Raw genomic sequence first — 16,814 nt, forward strand, 5'->3', positions numbered from 1 at the left:
TGGACGACGACGGGGGAAGGGCGATTCGGCCCAAGTTGAGAAAGTTGACCGCGGTCAACTTTGGTTGACGGCGCGCGGGTCGGGCCTCTTGCGGAGCCTGGCGATCGGAACCCTAAGTTGATCGCGGTCAACTTTTTTCGCTCGCATGGGGAACCGATAATGACCGTTAAGGACTCGTTAACCCTTTAATTGTTGCGCGATCGCCCAGAATCGGGCGTACTAGCCACGCTTTGCGTACGTCCTGCATCCGAAATTCGTAACTACGCGAGAAAGCCGTGGCCCTGAACGACCAACAAGCGATGGCGCGAATCCCGTCGAGTGCGCCCTCCGCGATCCACGATACTATCGCGGCCGACGCGCGGGAACTCTCCGCGAAGCTTCATGCCCACCGAACGAAGCTCTTCCCGCCAAAAGCCCGCAAGAATCTCCGCCGGTTTACATCTGGCGAAGTTGCTAAACTCGTCGGTATCAACGACGGCTACCTGCGCCAATTGTCGCTGGAGGGGAGGGGGCCCCAGCCTGACACCAGTCCATCAGGTCGAAGGTCGTATACATTCGAGGATATTCAGAGCCTTCGTGCTTATCTCGACGAATCCGGCAAGGGCGCGCGCCGATACCGACCGCATCGCGTCGCGGGCGACCAGTTGCAAGTCATCGGCGTCGTCAATTTCAAAGGTGGATCGGGCAAGACTACTACCGCCGCGCATCTCGCTCAGCATCTCACGCTACAGGGCTATCGGGTGCTCGCGATTGATCTCGATCCGCAGGCCTCCCTCTCCGCGCTGCACGGCTATCAGCCAGAGTTCGACGTCGAGGAAAACGGAACTCTCTACGGCGCCATCCGCTATGACGACGCGCGTCGCGAGCTGAGTGAGATCATTCGGCAGACTTACTTTCAGGGGCTCGACATCGTGCCCGGCAATATCGAACTGATGGAATTCGAACATGAAACCCCGAAAGCGCTAGCAACGCGCCAGTCGGGTGACCCGTTGTTTTTCGCACGCGTTGCCCGTGCCCTTGCCACTGTCCAGGACCGATACGACGTCGTCGTGATCGATTGTCCGCCCCAACTCGGATTTCTCACGCTCTCCGCGCTCTGTGCAGCAACCGCAATCCTGATTCCGGTGCATCCGCAAATGCTCGACGTCATGTCGATGTGCCAATTCCTCATCATGACATCCGACCTCCTCGCCGTCGTCGCCAAGGCAGGCGGCAACATGAATTACGATTGGATGCGCTATCTCGTCACGCGCTACGAGCCTGGTGATGGACCGCAGGCCCAAATGGTCGGCTTCATGCGTTCGCTATTCGGTGATCGCATGGTCACCAATATGATGCTGAAAAGTACGGCGATCTCCGACGCCGGCATCACGAAGCAAACGCTCTATGAGGTCAGCCGCGATCAGTTCACACGCGCGACTTACGACCGCGCGATGGAATCGCTGGACAGCGTCAATGGCGAAATTCAAAACCTTATCCAGGCCGCATGGGGGAGGGTCTAATGGGTCGCAAAAACCTGCTTGCTGACCTCATGGACGACAAGTTGACCGCGGTCAACGAACCGCCGTCAGCTGGGCCCAGCGACAATCCGAGACCTTCCCAACCGACACTGGGGTCTCGCGGGGCAGTCGGCGCCATGAGCCGCTCGCTCGAGATGCTATCCGCAGAGCGTGAGGCCGCGAAGGCCCTGACCGAACAACTCGCCACCGGACAGACCGTTCTTGAAATCGATCCAGGACTAATCGATGCCTCGATCGTTCCGGATCGCATGACTGGTGTCGACGAGAAGCACGCCGTCCTCGTTGAATCAATTCGTACCAACGGACAACTAGTTCCGATCCTCCTTCGCCCGCATCCGACCAGTCCAGGACGGTTTCAGATTGCCTATGGCCATCGTCGTGTCCGTGCGCTTGCCGAACTTGGCCACCCCGCCCGGGCCGTGGTCCGCGACCTCAGCGACGAAGACCTGGTGGTGGCGCAAGGCAAAGAGAACGGCGAGCGTGAGGATCTGTCCTTCATTGAGCGGGCAAGTTATGCCGCCGCGCTCGAGGATCGCGGGTTCAAACGTGAGATCATCATGGCGGCACTCAGCGTCGACAAGACAGAACTCTCGCGCCTCATCTCCGTCACCCGGGCCCTGCCACGGAGCTTGGTCGACGCGATCGGGCCAGCGCCGAAAACCGGCCGCCGGCGCTGGATGGAGCTCGCAGAGCGGATGGGGGGGCGCCACGATCAAAAGTCAGTAGCCGACAGCGTGGCCAGCGATCGTTTCGTGCGCGCTACTTCCGATGATCGGTTCGCGATCGTGTTTGCCGCGCTCGCGCCCCGCAAGCCCAAAACTCCACGGCCGACGACCTGGGCCGATGACGACGGCAAGAAGATCGTGAAGATTGAACGTCACGCAGATCGCGTCACGCTAGCGCTCGATGAAAAGGCCGCGCCAGCATTTGGAGACTTTGTGATTTCGCGGCTGCCGGAACTTTACCGTTCTTTTCGCGAGAGCCGCACCGATGAATAACATCGCGCGTCTTGCCGCTTTGGATATGGCGCCGTCCGGACCCCTCATGGTCGGGCGACGCGATGCGTACCCGCGTTTCCGTCCTCTAACCGTAGGAGCATAGCGGAAAAGAAAAAAGGCCCCCGGAACGTCTCCGTCCGAAAGCCTTCTCTCGTCACGTTTGGCGACTGACAGAGAATCACTTTCGCGAATCGCAGTCAAGCGTCTTTAGTAACGGCGCCGTTTTGGCGAGCAGATTTTCTTTGCCCGCATGAGGCAAAGACATGCAGTCACACTCTCCAACGACGCCTTTTGGGCGGCGATCGTTGACGCTTGCCCATGTGGCAAGCCAAATGGTCGCAACGGAACGACCCCCTGAAAAGATCGTCCACAAATGGAAGATCTTCCACGCCATCTGCACGGCACGGCCGCGCCTTGGGGTGACGGAGCGCTCGCTCTCGGTCTTGAACGCGCTCCTAACCTTTCATCCCGAGACCGCGCTAACCGGGGATGATGACCTGATTGTCTTCCCCTCGAACCATCAGCTCACTCGGAGGGCGCACGGCATGCCGGCGTCGACGCTGCGGCGCCACCTCGCCGTGCTGGTCGATGTGGGGCTGATCGTTCGACGCGACAGTCCGAACGGCAAGCGCTATGCGCGCAAGGGCGATGCCGGCGAAATCGAACTCGCCTTCGGCTTCGATCTGTCGCCGCTCGTCGTGCGCTCGGAGGAGTTCGAGAGCCTGGCGGCCGATATCGAAGCCGAGGCTCGCGCACTCAAGCTCGTGCGTGAGCGGATCACGCTGTGCCGGCGCGACATCGCGAAGATGATCGCAACGGGCATCGAGGAAGCGGTCCCGACGCGAAGGGCAGGGCGGGGGCCTGCCGATTGGCAGGAGGTGCATACTGCCTTCCGTGCGATCGTCGACCAGATTCCGCGCACAGCTACACGCCAGGAGCTCGAGCCGATCGCCGAAGAGCTGTCACAGCTCGCCGACGATGTGCTCAATCTTTTGGAAGCACATATCAAATCCAAGACTTCGAGCGCCAATGAGTCCCATTCTGAGCGCCACATACAGAATTCAAATACCGATGCCTTTACTGATCTTGAACCATGCCTCCGAGAAGGCAGGGCGGCGGGAGCTGAGCCAAAGCCTCAACCATCGCGAGTCGGGGAGGGGACGTATCCGTTGGGTATGGTCTTGAGTGCCTGCCCGGATATCGCCGACTATGCGAAGGGTGGGATTTCGAACTGGCGCGATTTCTTCGCCGTGGCGGCGGTCGTGCGGTCGTCGCTGGGGATCAGCCCAAGCGCCTGGGAGGAGGCGCAAACCGTCCTGGGTGAAATGCAAGCGGCGGTCGTCGTCGCCTGCATCCTGCAGCGTGGCAGTGCGATTAGATCTGCTGGCGGCTACTTGCGCGGGCTGACGCGGAAAGCGGAGGTCGGGGAATTTTCTCTTGGGCCGATCCTGATGTCGCAGATCAATTCCCGGCTAAAGGAAAAGCGACGAGCGTGACCGATAGGTATAGGGCTTCCGTCTTGAGCGTGCGGAGCAATGTCGGCCGTGAGAGCAGAGCTGCCGACCCTCCGCGAGACCAACTGGCTTGCCCGCTGGCCTTAGCGATCTGGAAAGCTTTGGAGGCTGACATTGCCGTCCGATCGCAACAAAACCTCGGCGTGGAATTCCTCGGCAAGGCGGTCGACACCTTCGTGCGCCGTCGGCGCGAGCATCCACCCTCGGATGCCAGGTCCGTCGCGGAGGGGCTTTAACCGGACAACGCCGCTCGCTTGAAATACTTGCGAACGGCGGGCTTAGATACAATCGTCCGGACCGCCTTCATTGCCGCAAGTCGAGCGACATGAGACCAACTAACTCATAGACCTCGTCAAAGCGAAGGAGCTCAACGACGAGCGAGTGCAAACCCCACCAAAAACGCGACAGCCAAAGACTTAAGTGGCGCTGCGCGAGCTGCCTCCGCCAAATGATGCAGCCATTTGTTCTGTGTTGGTGGGATCGGTCGAAAATCATCTTCGGCCATATGACGGATGGCCTCTGAAGCTTGCTCAATTCGCTGCTCAGGGGAGGCGACGACAGGACTGATATCTTCGTTGGCCATGAACGCCTCCCTGGCTTCGTTAGACTATCTTGCCCCATATCTACGGCGAGTGACCTCAAACAGTTCCATAAGTCTATGTTGCCAGGGAAGTGGGGCCGTTCTTTGCGATGAGCTGGCTGCGGCCGTGGCCCGTTCTCTCATGACCGAACCGAAAATCGATCGAACGCTGTCAATGTCTGCAAACGCGGCTCGACGTCGCGGAGGTAGATCTCCGCCTTGAGGAACGCGATTTCGTCGTTCAACTTGCTCTCATCGATGTCCACGTACCATGACCGTGGGCGGCCATCGCTTCCGTCACTCCACCGGTAGCCTCGGCGCTTCAGAGCGTCCTTGAGATCGAACGGCGACTGCTCCGCCCACACCCGTATTGTCTTTTTTCGGGCCTGCTCAAGCAATACCGCGAGCGCCGAGCTGCCGGTCGCAGGCAATTGGAACGCGAGCAGTTCGAGAAGGGCACGACAGTCGTCGACCGCCCTATGGGCTTGATGGAAGAAGCCGGCGCCGTTCAAAAGGTAGCCGAGACGAGAGCCCTCGAAGCCGTGCTTCCGCCATTCGACCTCCGTCGCAGAACATCCCCAAGCCTTGCGTTGGAAAATCGGCCAGTAGCGTTCCGCGAATTTGCGGTCGAAGCCAGAGTTATGGGCGATGACGATCACGGTGTCATTGACGAATGACGAGACCGCATCTTCGTCGATCCGCTGTCCATTGACCATTTCATCGGTGATGCCGGTGAGGGCAGTCACCTCCGGCGGGATCGGTACGGTCGGCTCGTTGAACGACGTGAACGTCTCTCTAACGCCCGCGATACTGCCGTCCGGAAAGTAATCGAACTTGACCATCCCCAGTTCGATGACCTCATCCTTTCGTTGGTCGAGACCGGTCGTTTCAACGTCGAGAAGGACGCCGGTCTTTGTGGTTTGGTCAACTGATGGCGTGTAAGGCGGCCGCGGGACCAGGCGCCGAAGGACGCGGTAGTCGGCAGATTTGGCCAATGCCTCGGCCATGCCAGCCAGGGTCATGTCGGTTTCGGACATCGGGTTATTTGGATCCTCCGGAGCCCGCGGGCGGCCTCCCGCACCGCGATTTAGCCCCGGTCATAGCCCGAAATCCAGTTGCGAGCCGGCGTCATCACCAAACTGGAGAGAGGAAAGCGAGACCCCTAGCAGGCGAGCCGACAGATTGCAGGTAAGTGAAGCCGCCTCAGTTGGCGGCCTCTTTCTTCTCTAAGTCAATTTTCATCTCGACCGGTTCCTTGTCGTCTCCGTCGTAGATTTGCGAGACGTTCATTGCGAACGTTCGGAACCATCGCAGCCGTTGATGGACGCGGCAGAGATTGTAGTGGGCGACGTACAGGCTCACGGCGGCCTGATGGTTGGTGAGCTTCTTTGAAAAACCGTTGGTGAGGCGCGCGAACCGCTTCTGGCTCATGCGAAGCGTGAGGTTCTGCCGCTCAACGTAGCTGGTCGAGATATGGCCCGGGGTGCCGCTCTTGGACAGCACCCTATCTTGCCCCTAAGCCGACCATAGAAACCCAAGGAAGCCTAAAATTGATGGCGGCCGAGGATTGCTGCGACTGCAAACATGTCAGGTCCTCGGCCATATCCGACGTAGCGAAGCGGTGATATCTTTACCAAGAGCGGGGCTCGTCCCGCACATTACCTCGGCCCGACATTCGGCCCCCGGAAGCAACCCTAAGGTTTTCGAGGAGGTCCCGATGCATACGAATCGTCGCGACTTGTTGTTGGCGGGATGCTGCGCCGCCTCTGCCCCGCTGCTTTGGGGCATTACCACTCGGCTTAGGGCCGAACAGCGTGATCCGCCGCCAGAGACCACTACGCTGCGCCTCGCGAAGAGCCCAAGCCTCTGCATCGCGCCTGTATACGTCGTCAGAGACCTGCTGAATGCCGAGGGGTTCACAAACGTCATTCACGTCGAAACCGGGTTCGTTGGCAACGGCTCCGCACAAGACAAAGCAATCTGGAGAAACAGCGACGTCGACTTCAACTTGAATTTCTCTGGTCCACTCCTTCTTGAGATCGATAGAGGTCTGAGCACTACCGTTCTGGCCGGGGTTCATGTTGGCTGCTTCGAGCTCTTCGCCCGGGAGGGTATACGCAGCGTCGCCGACCTGAAGGGTCGAACCGTCGGCGTCCAATCGCTTGAGTCGCCCCCGCATGTATTCCTGAGCGCGATGGCGACGCTTGTGGGACTCGATCCCGCCAAGGACATCGAGTGGGTGACGAGCGCGAAGGTCAAACCGATTGAATTGTTTGCAGAAGGCAAGATCGACGCCTTCCTCGGATTTCCGCCAGAACCTCAACGTTTGCGCGCGCAGAACATCGGTCGCGTTATCGTCAACAGCGCGCAGGATCGCCCATGGTCGCAATATTTTTGCTGTATGCTGGCAGGAAATCGCGAATTCGTTCGAAGAAATCCTGTTGCCACCAAGCGCGTGGTGCGCGCCATGCTCCGAGCCACGGATTTATGCGTGAGCGAACCGACCGCCGTTGCGCAGCGTATGGTGGATGGGGGTTTCGCACCTCGCCTGGACTACGCGGTCCAGACCCTTGCTGACGTGCCCTACAACCGCTGGCGCGAGTACGATCCTGAGGACACAATCCGCTTTTACGCACTTCGTCTTCGCGAGGCGGGAATGATCAAGTCAAGCCCTGCGAAACTCATCGCGGATGGGGCTGACTGGCGGTTCCTTAACGCGGTGCGACGTGAACTGGGAGGCTGATCAACTACAGCGCCTTCGAGGAGGTCCCAATGCATACGAACCGTCGCGACTTGCTGTTGGCTGGGGCCTGCGCAGCTTCCACGGCCCTGTTTGGGAGCGTCGCAGCTCGGCTGAGAGCCGAAGAGTCCAATCCGCCGCCGGAGACTCCTACAATCCGGCTTGCGAAGAACCCCAGCATTTGTATCGCACCTCAGTACGTGGTCAGCGACCTATTGAATGCCGAGGGGTTTACAAACGTGGTTTACGTCGACTCCGACGCTGGCGTAGAGCAAACCAGAGCAATCGCGAAAGGCGACATCGACTTCACCCTGCATTTCTCTGGTCCGCTTCTTCTCGAGATCGATCGAGGTGCGAGCATTACTGTTGTGGCCGGGGTTCATGTCGGCTGCTTCGAGCTGTTCGCCAAGGAGGGCATACGTAGCGTTGCCGACCTGAAGGGGCGAACCGTCGGCCAGCAGGGGCTTGGCAGTAGCCCGCACGTTTTCATCAGCGCGATGGCGGCGCTTGTCGGGCTTGATCCCGCCAAGGATATCGAGTGGGTGACGAGTGCGTCGGTCAAACCGATCGAGTTGTTCGCTCAGGGTAAGATTGACGCGTTTCTTGGATTCCCTCCGGAGCCACAACGCCTGCGTGCGCAGAACATCGGTCATGTCATCGTTAACAGTGCCCAGGATCGCCCGTGGTCCCAGTATTATTGCTGCATGTTGGCGGGGACTCGTGAATTTGTCCGAAAAAATCCCGTTGCAACCAAACGGGTCGTTCGCGCCATGCTCCGAGCTACAGATTTGTGTGTCAGCTCGCCAACCCTTGTTGCGCGGCGAATGGTGGACGGGGGATTCACGCCTCGTCAGGACTATGCGGCTCAGACGCTTGCGGATGTTCCGTACAACCGCTGGCGCGAATACGATCCCGAGGACACTATCCGCTTTTACGCGCTTCGACTGCGCGAAGCGAAGATGCTGAAATCGAATCCGGCCAAAATCATCGCGGATGCAGCCGACTGGCGGTTTTTCAACGAGGTTCGTCGTGAACTTGGAAGCTGATTCGACGTCGTTCCTTGGTCAGCGTCCACTCCCTGCAAGATCGCGAGGAAGTGGAGATGGCGTGTCGATAAAGAACGTCCTTCTCGGCTTTGCACTACGACCCTCATTGCGCACAAAATTGCTTATGGCGTTCTTCGCCATCGAGGTGTTTTTGGTCTCGGTTGGGGTAATCGGCCTCCTCTCGCTGCGCGAGGCGGATCAGCGGGCGAACCAGGTCGTTGGTCTGCAGCAGAAGATCGAGGCATATCGGCAGATGCAGCACAATACGCTCCGGCAGCTTTATGGCGTGTCCACAGCGCTCGCCTTTCCAAATGAAGCGACGTTGGCAGTTGTGCTGCGACAGATCAATCAGTTTGGCTACGACCTCGATCGCGTCTCGTTCGTGGCAAAGGACGAGGTGGCGTTGCTCAACCAAGTGCGCGAAGAGTATGCGCGCTTTATAGCCGTCGTTTCAAACATCGCCGAGCTCATCCGCAGCGGAAGAGCGTCCGAGGCCAAGCAGAGAGAACTCGCGGAGCTCGGACCTCTCGCGGACAAGCTCGAACGACTGACTAATCAATTGGTCAACCGGGCTGAAGCAGACATGGTGGCCGGCATAGATGCGAGCCGACAAACCTACACCAAATCACAGATGCTCGTCACTGTGGTCGCTCTCGCAAGTTTTGTCCTTACGCTGGTCTTGGGACATGCGATCTCCCGATCTGTGATCGAACCAGTCCGCATCATTCACCATGGCTTGAACCGGATAGCCGCTGGCGATTTCGCCCAGCGTATAGAGGTGCCCAATCGGGACGAACTCGGGGAGCTTGCGGCGCATGTTAATTCGGCCTGCGACGAGTTGCAGCAGCTCTATCGGAGCCTTGAGGAGGCGAGCCGACACAAATCGCAGTTCCTCGCAAACATGAGTCATGAATTGCGGACACCATTGAACGCGGTACTCGGCTTTTCGGAGCTCATGCTCGACGGGATATACGGCGATCCTCCAGAGAAAATGCGATCCGCCATCGAAAGGATCCAACGGAACGGAAGACATCTGCTCGGGCTCATCAACGACGTCCTCGACCTCTCCAAGATTGAAGCCGGACAGCTTCGGCTTTCGCTGGCCGACTACTCGGTGGAGGAGCTGGTAAATGTTGTCCATACCTCCGTCGAGTCGCTCGCCGCAGACAAGAACCTGAGTTTGAGAATTGCCGTTCCGGCTGGCTTGCCGCCCGCGCGAGGAGACGAACGCAGGCTCGCCCAGGCCCTGTTCAATCTCGTTGGTAACGCGATCAAATTCACGGACCGGGGAGAGGTCCGAATAGAAGTGGAGGCGAAGGCAGATTCCTACGTCTTCTCTGTTCAGGACACAGGACCGGGCATCGACGAGGCGGACCAAGCCAGAATATTCCAGGAATTCCAGCAGGTGGATAACTCGATCACCAAGACGAAGGGAGGCGCGGGGTTGGGCCTCGCAATCGTAAAGCGCATTGTGGAAATGCATGGCGGTCGAATCTGGATCCAATCTCGCCTCGGCCAGGGCGCGCGCTTCTCTTTTCTGGTGCCGGCCCGCCTTGAGCAACAGGCGGTGCAGGCATGAGCAAACGGATACTGGTCGTCGAAGATCAGGAGGACAATCGGCAAATCCTGCGCGATCTGCTTGCAAGCGTCGGTTATGAAATGATCGAGGCGCACGACGGCGAAGGAGCGCTCATGGTGGCGCGAACCCATAGCCCCGACCTGATCCTGATGGACATCCAGTTACCTCTTCTTGACGGATACGAGGCGACACGTCGCATAAAAGCGCAGCCGGATCTTCGCGATATTCCAATCATCGTCGTCACCTCCTATGCGCTTGGCGGCGACGAGGAAAAGGCACGCGCTGCAGGCTGCGATGCCTATGTCGCTAAACCCTACAGCGCACGAAAGCTACTTGAGACGATCAATCGATACCTGCCATGAGGATTCAGAGCGCGTTGGAGCGGAGATGCATGTCCCACCCCGAATCTTGATCGTGGATGACAACGAAACGAATCGCTGCCTTCTTACCGCGCGCCTAGGTGCCGAGGGTTATCAAACTGTGGAGGCTGAAAACGGCGAGAGGGCGCTCGCGGTCGTGCGTGAAGTAGAGCCAGACGTTGTCCTCCTCGACGTCATGATGCCGAAAATCGATGGCTTTGAGGTCTGCCGGCGACTGAAGATCGATACGACGCTGGGATTTGTTCCAATCATCATGGTGACGGCGCGGACCGAAACGGAGGATGTCGTCGCGGGACTTAACGCGGGTGCTGACGAGTACCTGACCAAGCCGGTCGATCATGCCGCCCTCGTTGCGCGTGTGCGCTCCATGCTCCGAATTAAAGAGTTGCATGATCGAGCTGAATCCCAGGCTGTCGAGCTCGCCGAGTGGAATAGAAGGCTCGAGCAGCGTGTTGAGGAGCAAGTTATGCAAATTGAGCGGGTCAGCCGTCTGAAGCGGTTTCTGTCACCGCAAATAGCGGAGCTGATTCTTTCTTCATCGAAATATGAGCCGTTAGCGAGCCACCGAAGGCAGGTAACGATAGTCTTCGGTGACCTTCGCGGTTTCACGGCGTTCGCAGAGACTGCGGAACCCGAAGAGGTGATGGCGGTGATGCAAGAATATCATGCCGCCTTAGGCTCCCTCGTGCACCAGTTTGAAGGCACATTGGAGAGGTTCCTCGGCGACGGAATCATGGTGATTTTCGGCGATCCGATACCTTGTGCAGATCCATGCAAACGAGCTGTCCAAATGGCGATCGCGATGCGAAGCCGCCTGTTGGATTTGTCGAATAAGTGGCGGCGTGAAAGACACGAACTTGGTTTTGGAGTCGGCATTGCATATGGATATGCGACGCTCGGCCCCATCGGTTTTGAGGGACGTTCTGAGTACAGCGCGATCGGTACGGTGGTGAATCTAGCTGCCCGTCTTTGCGCGGAGGCGCGCGACGGTCAGATTCTCGTTGATGGTAAGGTACGGGAAGCGCTTGACGCGAGGGCGACCGCGGAGCCCGTGGGTGAACTTACGCTCAAGGGGTTGCGGCGTCCGATTGCGGCATACAACGTCGTTGAGATGGCCTAATCCCTTCGAAGCACCCGGCTAGAGGTCCGGCTCTTGTGCGGCCCAACTGAGTTGATCCAGCCATCAACCTGAAGGGGGTGCGCCCCTGAACCTTCTTTGGACTCGCGCGAAAGCGATCTAACGGATTAGCGTCTTCAACTTGTGGGCCCCTCCCGGACTTGCCGGCAGGCCGCGCTGATGTCTCCTTCGAAGTCAATGCGGACGTCGAGCACTTTCGCGCAGCGCGTTCCCAAGGCCTCGGACTGCTCGCCCAAAGGCCGACTTCTGCCATAACAATGGATTTGCGAATCCAACGCGAGGTTTCTGGCGACTTGGTCGACCCTGGAGATCGTCTGTTCCTAATCTCACGGCTGACCAAAAATGCTGGGTCGAGCGAGTTCGGTTTCTGACCCGACTGAGACATCGAGGTCCACAATGCTTTTAGCGCCAGGCACGGCATTAGCGGGTCTTGCCGCGTATCGCATCCCACCACGGACAGGTGCCCGCCATGCGTTCGTAGTTGCCTTCCATCACCTGAACAGGGGCGCGACGTGGACCGATCTCCGGCGCGGCCGAGGGAGGCGCGCCAATATCTTCAAATAGGCCCTTGTGGCCCCAGAAGCTACCGACACTGGTCATCTCCACCGGCGGCGCTGTGTCGTCGACCTCCTTGCCGCCCCAGCCGCACTCCACGTAGATCTCTGATGGAGTGCGCATGTAATACGACGTCATGAGATCATTTGGGTGGCGGCCGAGAGTGGCGACAATTTTCTCCGGGCTACCCTGTAGCAGGTCATACCCCTGACCGACGTCGTCGAGAAGATAATATTCGACAAGCAGGTGATGCATGCTGCGCACTGGTGCGGCCACGAGAGCCACGCTGTGGTGCCGTGCGTTGACATGCATGAAGTAAGCCGTCAGCGGGGCAACCATGAAGTCGCTAATGCGAAACCCCAGCAGGTCCTTGTAGAAGGCCAAGGCGACATCGATGTCTGGGAATGTCAGAAGGGTGTGGCCCATGCCTAGCGGGCCGGTACGGAAGCCGGAGACGTCGCGGCTAGGCTTAAAGACCGTGTCAGCTACCTGGGCGCCGTGAAAAGCTTCCAAACGATTGCCGGCGGGATCGGCAAAGGAGATCAACTCCGTCACACAGCGCTGGTCCGCCAGCTCTGCGGGTTCGCGCTTCACAGCGACGCCTGCGTTTTCGAGGCGGGCAGCGAGTGAGTCGAGAGCCACGGCATTGGCGACTTCCCAGCCAAAGACCTGAGCGCCCGGCTCAATGGCTCGGTCAATGAACAGGCGCTGTTTGCGGTCGTCCATACGGAAGGCACGCATCGAGCTGGCGCGGTCCACGGCCTGCATGCCAATGTTTGATGTGGCGAATGCGGCCCAATCATCGAGGTTCGATGCGCCGACGCCGAGATAACCGAAGGCCTGGATTTCCATGTGTATCCTCCCCGGTTGCTTTCTTGACAAGGGTAAGAGGCAGCGAGCGCCATTGCAATTGGAGTTTGCGGCGTTCGCTCTTCACAGGACAGCTAAAATTCCTGTGGTCGCGACGGCCGGAATAGCGAACATTACAAATTCACGCCGCCAAGTTGGCAGGGCCCATTGCGGAAACCGGCCGCCAACGCACCCCATGTCGCCTATTGGCCCGAACGATGTGCGATAGTAGCGGCGACCACCGCTCCTGACCCACCGGAAATGATCGCACCCGAATCTACCCAGTGGGTTCGATCCTCTAGGTGCTAATCTGATCTCAGCGCGCGGCCAACCTCTTGTACGCCGCAATAGCCCGCTTGAGGTCGTCATATTCCTCGCAAGGAATGAGGCAGAGATCTTCGAGCGCGGTAAGTAGTTGCTCCGCTTTGTCGGGCTCGCCAAGCACGAGATAGGCCTCACCAAGATGTTCATGCGCGCTGCGGTGGCGGGGATTTAGCGTCAGCGCCCGCTGATAATGGCCGATAGCCGGGCCAAGCTGACGCAGCCGCCGATAGGCATAGCCGATGTAGTTCTGGGTATCGGCATTAAGCGGGTCACGCAGTGCGGCGAGTTCGAACGCTTTGATTGCACCAGTCCAATCCTCGGCGACGAGCGCCCTCTTGCCGGCCTTGAAATCGGGGTCAAGCTGAGCCCAGTCGGCATCCGATGCGACGACAGACACCATGGTGGTGCAGATCGGCCAGGCTTCGGGCGTGATTGCTGTCTCGGCTTTACGGTCGAGTCCACCGAAAGGCGGTTTAATCTGCCACTGCGGCAGGCTTTTCGTGTAGAGCACGACACCGGCGACCAACGTACCGAGCACTGTAGCCACTGCGACAACGCGGATCATCCTTATCATCTCGTCGTTGACAGCTGCCGGGCATCAAGCCAGCCAACCGAAGAGTCATTGTCGTGCGCTGCCTACAGTGTCATTTCGCAAGTATGCCTGGGCCTCACGGATTTCCTTCCGCTCAGTATCGGCGTTCTTGGTCTGCTCCACCAGCTTGTCGAAATACTCGATTGCCTTCTGGCGGTCGCCGGCGCCGTCGGCGGCGCGCGCGGCTCCCCAGAACGCGCGGAAGCGGTTGGGGGTCTGCTTGAGTGCGGTCTCGAATTCGTTCAGCGCAGCTGCGGGCTGCCCAAGTTCAAGCAGCAATTCCCCGAGCAGCTCGCGGAACGGATAGAGGCGATTCTCCATCGCCACATGCTTGAGGCTGCCATCTTCGCTGTCGGCAGCTGCCCGCATGAACCGCAGCGCCTGATCGCGCTCACCTTCTTTCAGCGCGACCCACGCGGAAACGGCAAGCATTTGCTCATCGGTACGATTGGCCCAGTAGGACTGGTCGGCGCTCTGCAGCGTCGCGCGCAACACCTTCATGGCTTCGATCTCTTCCTTGGCGCCTGCGAGGTCGCCGGCGCGCGCCATGCCGAGACCGCGCGTGAAGCGGATCAACGAATCTGCCATGGGATATTTAGTGGGATCCATCGGCAGTGCGGCAGCACCTGCCCAGTCTGCTCGCTCAAGGACATAGCGCGCTGGCATGGCGGCCTTGGCGGTAAAATTGACAAAGTTTATCGGACGGTCGCCGCGGTCGGCCGTGGCGAGCGACTTCTTGATCATTGCATCGGCCTTCGCATCCTGTGCGAGCTGCAAATGCGCGTAGACCGTAAAATCTGACGCGTGATAATAGTCGGGCTGGATCTGAAGCGCCGACGCATTCGAGGCGATGGATTCTTCCCAAAGTCCGACCATGGAGTAGATGTGCGAAGGCATGTGCCGAGCATGCGGCACGGCTGGTGCGATGCCAGCGTAGCGCCTCGCCGATGCCACCCCTTTTTCGGCAAGCGGCGCAAAGTCGTAGGCGTGAATGAGGTAGTGCGTGACGCCCGGATGCTGCGGGTTCTGGTCGAAGAGTTTCTCCAGAAGTGCCGCGGATTTCAGCTGGTTGGCATAGGTTAGGTCGTTTTTTGGTGCTGAGGCTTGGAGCGTCAGCGCATAAAAAGCCTGGACTTCGTAGTCGTCCGGATAGCTTTGCGCCATCCGCTCCATCGCGGCATTGTAGGCTGCCAGCCGGGCGTCTACGGCGACCTTGTCATGGTCGCGGAAATATGCGCTCAGCGCTTCGATCCAGTCGCGCTCGCGCTGCGTTTTCGGCCCTGCAGCCCGCGCTTTATCCAGTGCGTCCCAAGCCGCTTGCGCCTCCGCTCGCGTCGGCGTGGTCGCGAGCGTATTGCCGAGGAGATCCATCGCCACACCCCAATATGCCATGGCGCAGTTGGGATCCTGCTGCAGTATCGCTTCGAACGTCCGGCGGGCGATCAGGAACCAATACGAATGCAGCATGGCGACGCCGCGGTCGAATTCGGCCTGCACATTGGGGTCGCAAGATGTGGGAAGGGTCACTGTGCCGAGCTTTTGGTCCTGCTGGCCCATCGCGCCGCTTGTCAGGGCTGCAGTGACAAGGCCGGTCGCAAACAATATTCGTGACAAGTGAGCGCTCATCTTAAATCTCCCCTCCGCTTGCACAGCCCATGTCGCGCGAGCCTGCTCGATCGACCACCAAGGCTGCGCGTCTATTCCGTCCCTTCCGTTTTTTTTGGAGCGTCCAGTTGTCATGCAAAAAGTGCGGACAGCCTGTTTTGTCCGCCGGCGTGCCAAATTGCGCACGTCTCCATGAAGTGCACTTTTCTTGCCTGAAGCTGCCTTCATTTTACAGGATGAGGGCCGCCCGCAGGCAACTCAACATTGGAAAAATACTCCACATCCCGCATCTCTGATAGAGCAGGGAGACTGCCGTTCTTGGCCCGTCGCTGCCGTTGAGCCGATGCCGCTACATGTCGGCTCGCGGTAACAGACCGGAAGTTTGCGGCCGAGCGCTGGACCGACGCTTTTGACCCGAAGCGGACATTTACAAGCTTTGGGAGTGCGCACTGCACAGAACGCCTCTTTCGGCCGGGCTTGAGAAGGTTTAGTCTCCATCTGCAGCTACCTCTCGATAACGGGAGGCGCCGACATCTCCGTAAAGCTGAATTGGCGGCGGGCATGCTATCGGCGAGCATCGCATACTGTCGCACCGACAATTTTTGATGCCGGTCTTCCACGAGCACGCACCCCAACGAGGAGACGGGAGGCGTTCGCTAGCCACATGGGAGAACGAGATGAAATCAGAATTCGGAAATCGCCTTGCAGCTTTTGCCGTCGCGCTTTGTTTCGTGCCCGGATGGATTGCAAGCAATAGCGTCCGTGCCGATGAAAGGGCGACTAAGATCGTCATGATCGGTGATTCTCTCACCGAAGGTAAGGTGGCTGAAACGGATCGCATCCCGATCCAACTCGAATTTGCCCTGAAAGCGAAAGGTCAGTCGGTATCAGTTATCAACGCGGGCGTGGGCGGTGACTCCGCCGCGAAGGGACTCGCAAGATTGAACCGAGTTGTCAAAGACGACACCGACGCAGTGATTGTGGCACTCGGTTGGTGGGACATGAGCAGGGGACTCGATCCAAAGGTCACTCGCGCTGCCTTAGCAGCGATCCTGGATAACCTTCAAGCGCGGAAGGTCGCTGTGCTCCTCTGCGGGGTGCGAGCGCATACACAATTCGGAGACGAACATGAGAAAGCATTTGCTGAAATGTTCGCTGCCCTTGCCCGCGAATACAACGTTCTATTCTTCCCAGCCATCAACGGTGCGGTTCTGGACAATGCTGAACTAAACGCGGTGGATGGCTTGCACCCCAACGCGGCCGGAAACAAGGCGATCGTCGCGCAAATTCTTCCAACGGTCGAGGCTCTCATAGATCGAGCGCGTTCGAGATCGTGATCCAAATGAGCATTTGATGACGCTCGGCCGACTTCTGCTTCTGGCCCGGAGCCGTCT

General features: G+C 59.0%; 14 protein-coding genes and 1 pseudogene. 9 read left to right on the top strand and 6 right to left on the bottom strand.

The genetic code is table 11. The features are described 5' to 3' along the window. Nucleotides 1–299: 299 nt before the first annotated feature. The 3 genes from repA to repC all read left to right on the top strand — a co-directional run bounded on the left by repA (nt 300) and on the right by repC (nt 4,014). Nucleotides 300–1,502 (top strand): plasmid partitioning protein RepA, encoded by a 1,203-nt coding sequence (gene repA, locus JQ604_RS24675; protein WP_212363042.1) that lies wholly within the window; start codon nt 300–302, stop codon nt 1,500–1,502. After that, a complete protein-coding gene (gene repB, locus JQ604_RS24680; RefSeq protein WP_283818025.1) occupies nt 1,502–2,518 on the top strand; it encodes a plasmid partitioning protein RepB in 1,017 nt (338 codons plus the stop codon). Before repA ends, repB begins: the two co-directional genes overlap by 1 nt. A 263-nt stretch (nt 2,519–2,781) precedes the next feature. Continuing rightward, a complete protein-coding gene (gene repC, locus JQ604_RS24685) occupies nt 2,782–4,014 on the top strand; it encodes a plasmid replication protein RepC (RefSeq protein ID WP_212362994.1) in 1,233 nt (410 codons plus the stop codon). A gap of 385 nt (nt 4,015–4,399) precedes the next feature. Here repC and JQ604_RS24690 read toward each other — a convergent pair whose 3' ends face one another. From JQ604_RS24690 to JQ604_RS41650, 3 genes and pseudogenes are all read right to left on the bottom strand, one after another. After that, nucleotides 4,400–4,615, bottom strand: coding sequence for a hypothetical protein (locus JQ604_RS24690; RefSeq protein WP_212362995.1), 216 nt, complete (start codon nt 4,613–4,615; stop codon nt 4,400–4,402). A gap of 137 nt (nt 4,616–4,752) precedes the next feature. After that, entirely contained in the window at nt 4,753–5,649 is an 897-nt protein-coding gene (locus JQ604_RS24695; protein ID WP_212362996.1) for a 3'-5' exonuclease, read from the bottom strand. Between the two features lie 166 nt (nt 5,650–5,815). Further along, nucleotides 5,816–6,103: pseudogene (locus JQ604_RS41650) on the bottom strand (IS1 family transposase); the annotation flags it as partial. 226 nt (nt 6,104–6,329) lie between these two features. On the opposite strand from JQ604_RS41650, the gene JQ604_RS24705 reads away from it, so the two are divergent. The 5 genes from JQ604_RS24705 (at nt 6,330) to JQ604_RS24725 (ending at nt 11,477) form a co-directional block, all read left to right on the top strand. Beyond that, a complete protein-coding gene (locus JQ604_RS24705) occupies nt 6,330–7,355 on the top strand; it encodes an ABC transporter substrate-binding protein (RefSeq protein ID WP_212362997.1) in 1,026 nt (341 codons plus the stop codon). A gap of 29 nt (nt 7,356–7,384) precedes the next feature. Then, nucleotides 7,385–8,398 (top strand): ABC transporter substrate-binding protein, encoded by a 1,014-nt coding sequence (locus JQ604_RS24710; protein WP_212362999.1) that lies wholly within the window; start codon nt 7,385–7,387, stop codon nt 8,396–8,398. A gap of 61 nt (nt 8,399–8,459) precedes the next feature. Next, complete coding sequence (locus JQ604_RS24715; RefSeq protein ID WP_212363000.1) at nt 8,460–9,977, top strand: sensor histidine kinase; 1,518 nt, start codon at nt 8,460–8,462, stop codon at nt 9,975–9,977. After that, nucleotides 9,974–10,339 (top strand): response regulator, encoded by a 366-nt coding sequence (locus JQ604_RS24720; RefSeq protein ID WP_212363001.1) that lies wholly within the window; start codon nt 9,974–9,976, stop codon nt 10,337–10,339. Before JQ604_RS24715 ends, JQ604_RS24720 begins: the two co-directional genes overlap by 4 nt. 52 nt (nt 10,340–10,391) lie before the next feature. Next, the gene (locus JQ604_RS24725; RefSeq protein WP_349631140.1) at nt 10,392–11,477 is read left to right on the top strand and encodes an adenylate/guanylate cyclase domain-containing protein; all 1,086 of its coding nucleotides are present in this window, start codon (nt 10,392–10,394) and stop codon (nt 11,475–11,477) included. A 438-nt stretch (nt 11,478–11,915) separates the two neighbouring features. On the opposite strand, the gene JQ604_RS24730 is transcribed toward JQ604_RS24725, so the two are convergent. The 3 genes from JQ604_RS24730 to JQ604_RS24740 form a co-directional block, all read right to left on the bottom strand. Continuing rightward, nucleotides 11,916–12,902, bottom strand: a complete 987-nt coding sequence (locus tag JQ604_RS24730; protein ID WP_212363003.1) for a VOC family protein — start codon at nt 12,900–12,902, stop codon at nt 11,916–11,918. A 313-nt stretch (nt 12,903–13,215) separates the two neighbouring features. Beyond that, nucleotides 13,216–13,788, bottom strand: coding sequence for a tetratricopeptide repeat protein (locus JQ604_RS24735; protein ID WP_212363004.1), 573 nt, complete (start codon nt 13,786–13,788; stop codon nt 13,216–13,218). Nucleotides 13,789–13,842: 54 nt separating this feature from the next. After that, nucleotides 13,843–15,441 carry a tetratricopeptide repeat protein gene (locus tag JQ604_RS24740; protein ID WP_212363005.1) on the bottom strand — a complete coding sequence of 533 codons (1,599 nt, stop codon included), beginning with the start codon at nt 15,439–15,441 and terminating at the stop codon, nt 13,843–13,845. Between the two features lie 656 nt (nt 15,442–16,097). Here JQ604_RS24740 and JQ604_RS24745 point away from each other — a divergent pair. Further along, nucleotides 16,098–16,757 (top strand): GDSL-type esterase/lipase family protein, encoded by a 660-nt coding sequence (locus JQ604_RS24745; RefSeq protein WP_212363006.1) that lies wholly within the window; start codon nt 16,098–16,100, stop codon nt 16,755–16,757. Nucleotides 16,758–16,814: the final 57 nt, after the last annotated feature.

The sequence above is a fragment of the Bradyrhizobium jicamae genome (assembly GCF_018130695.1).
GTDB lineage: Bacteria > Pseudomonadota > Alphaproteobacteria > Rhizobiales > Xanthobacteraceae > Bradyrhizobium > Bradyrhizobium jicamae_B.

Excerpts from the sequence above, each read along its gene's own strand:
- JQ604_RS24740 (WP_212363005.1), bottom strand. The coding sequence starts at position 15,441 with ATGAGCGCTCACTTGTCACGAATATTGTTTGCGACCGGCCTTGTCACT.
- JQ604_RS24710 (WP_212362999.1), top strand. The coding sequence starts at position 7,385 with ATGCATACGAACCGTCGCGACTTGCTGTTGGCTGGGGCCTGCGCAGCT.
- repA (WP_212363042.1), top strand. The coding sequence starts at position 300 with ATGGCGCGAATCCCGTCGAGTGCGCCCTCCGCGATCCACGATACTATC.
- JQ604_RS24735 (WP_212363004.1), bottom strand. The coding sequence starts at position 13,788 with ATGATCCGCGTTGTCGCAGTGGCTACAGTGCTCGGTACGTTGGTCGCC.
- JQ604_RS24695 (WP_212362996.1), bottom strand. The coding sequence starts at position 5,649 with ATGTCCGAAACCGACATGACCCTGGCTGGCATGGCCGAGGCATTGGCC.
- JQ604_RS24730 (WP_212363003.1), bottom strand. The coding sequence starts at position 12,902 with ATGGAAATCCAGGCCTTCGGTTATCTCGGCGTCGGCGCATCGAACCTC.
- JQ604_RS24705 (WP_212362997.1), top strand. The coding sequence starts at position 6,330 with ATGCATACGAATCGTCGCGACTTGTTGTTGGCGGGATGCTGCGCCGCC.
- repC (WP_212362994.1), top strand. The coding sequence starts at position 2,782 with ATGCAGTCACACTCTCCAACGACGCCTTTTGGGCGGCGATCGTTGACG.
- JQ604_RS24720 (WP_212363001.1), top strand. The coding sequence starts at position 9,974 with ATGAGCAAACGGATACTGGTCGTCGAAGATCAGGAGGACAATCGGCAA.
- JQ604_RS24690 (WP_212362995.1), bottom strand. The coding sequence starts at position 4,615 with ATGGCCAACGAAGATATCAGTCCTGTCGTCGCCTCCCCTGAGCAGCGA.
- JQ604_RS24745 (WP_212363006.1), top strand. The coding sequence starts at position 16,098 with ATGAAATCAGAATTCGGAAATCGCCTTGCAGCTTTTGCCGTCGCGCTT.
- repB (WP_283818025.1), top strand. The coding sequence starts at position 1,502 with ATGGGTCGCAAAAACCTGCTTGCTGACCTCATGGACGACAAGTTGACC.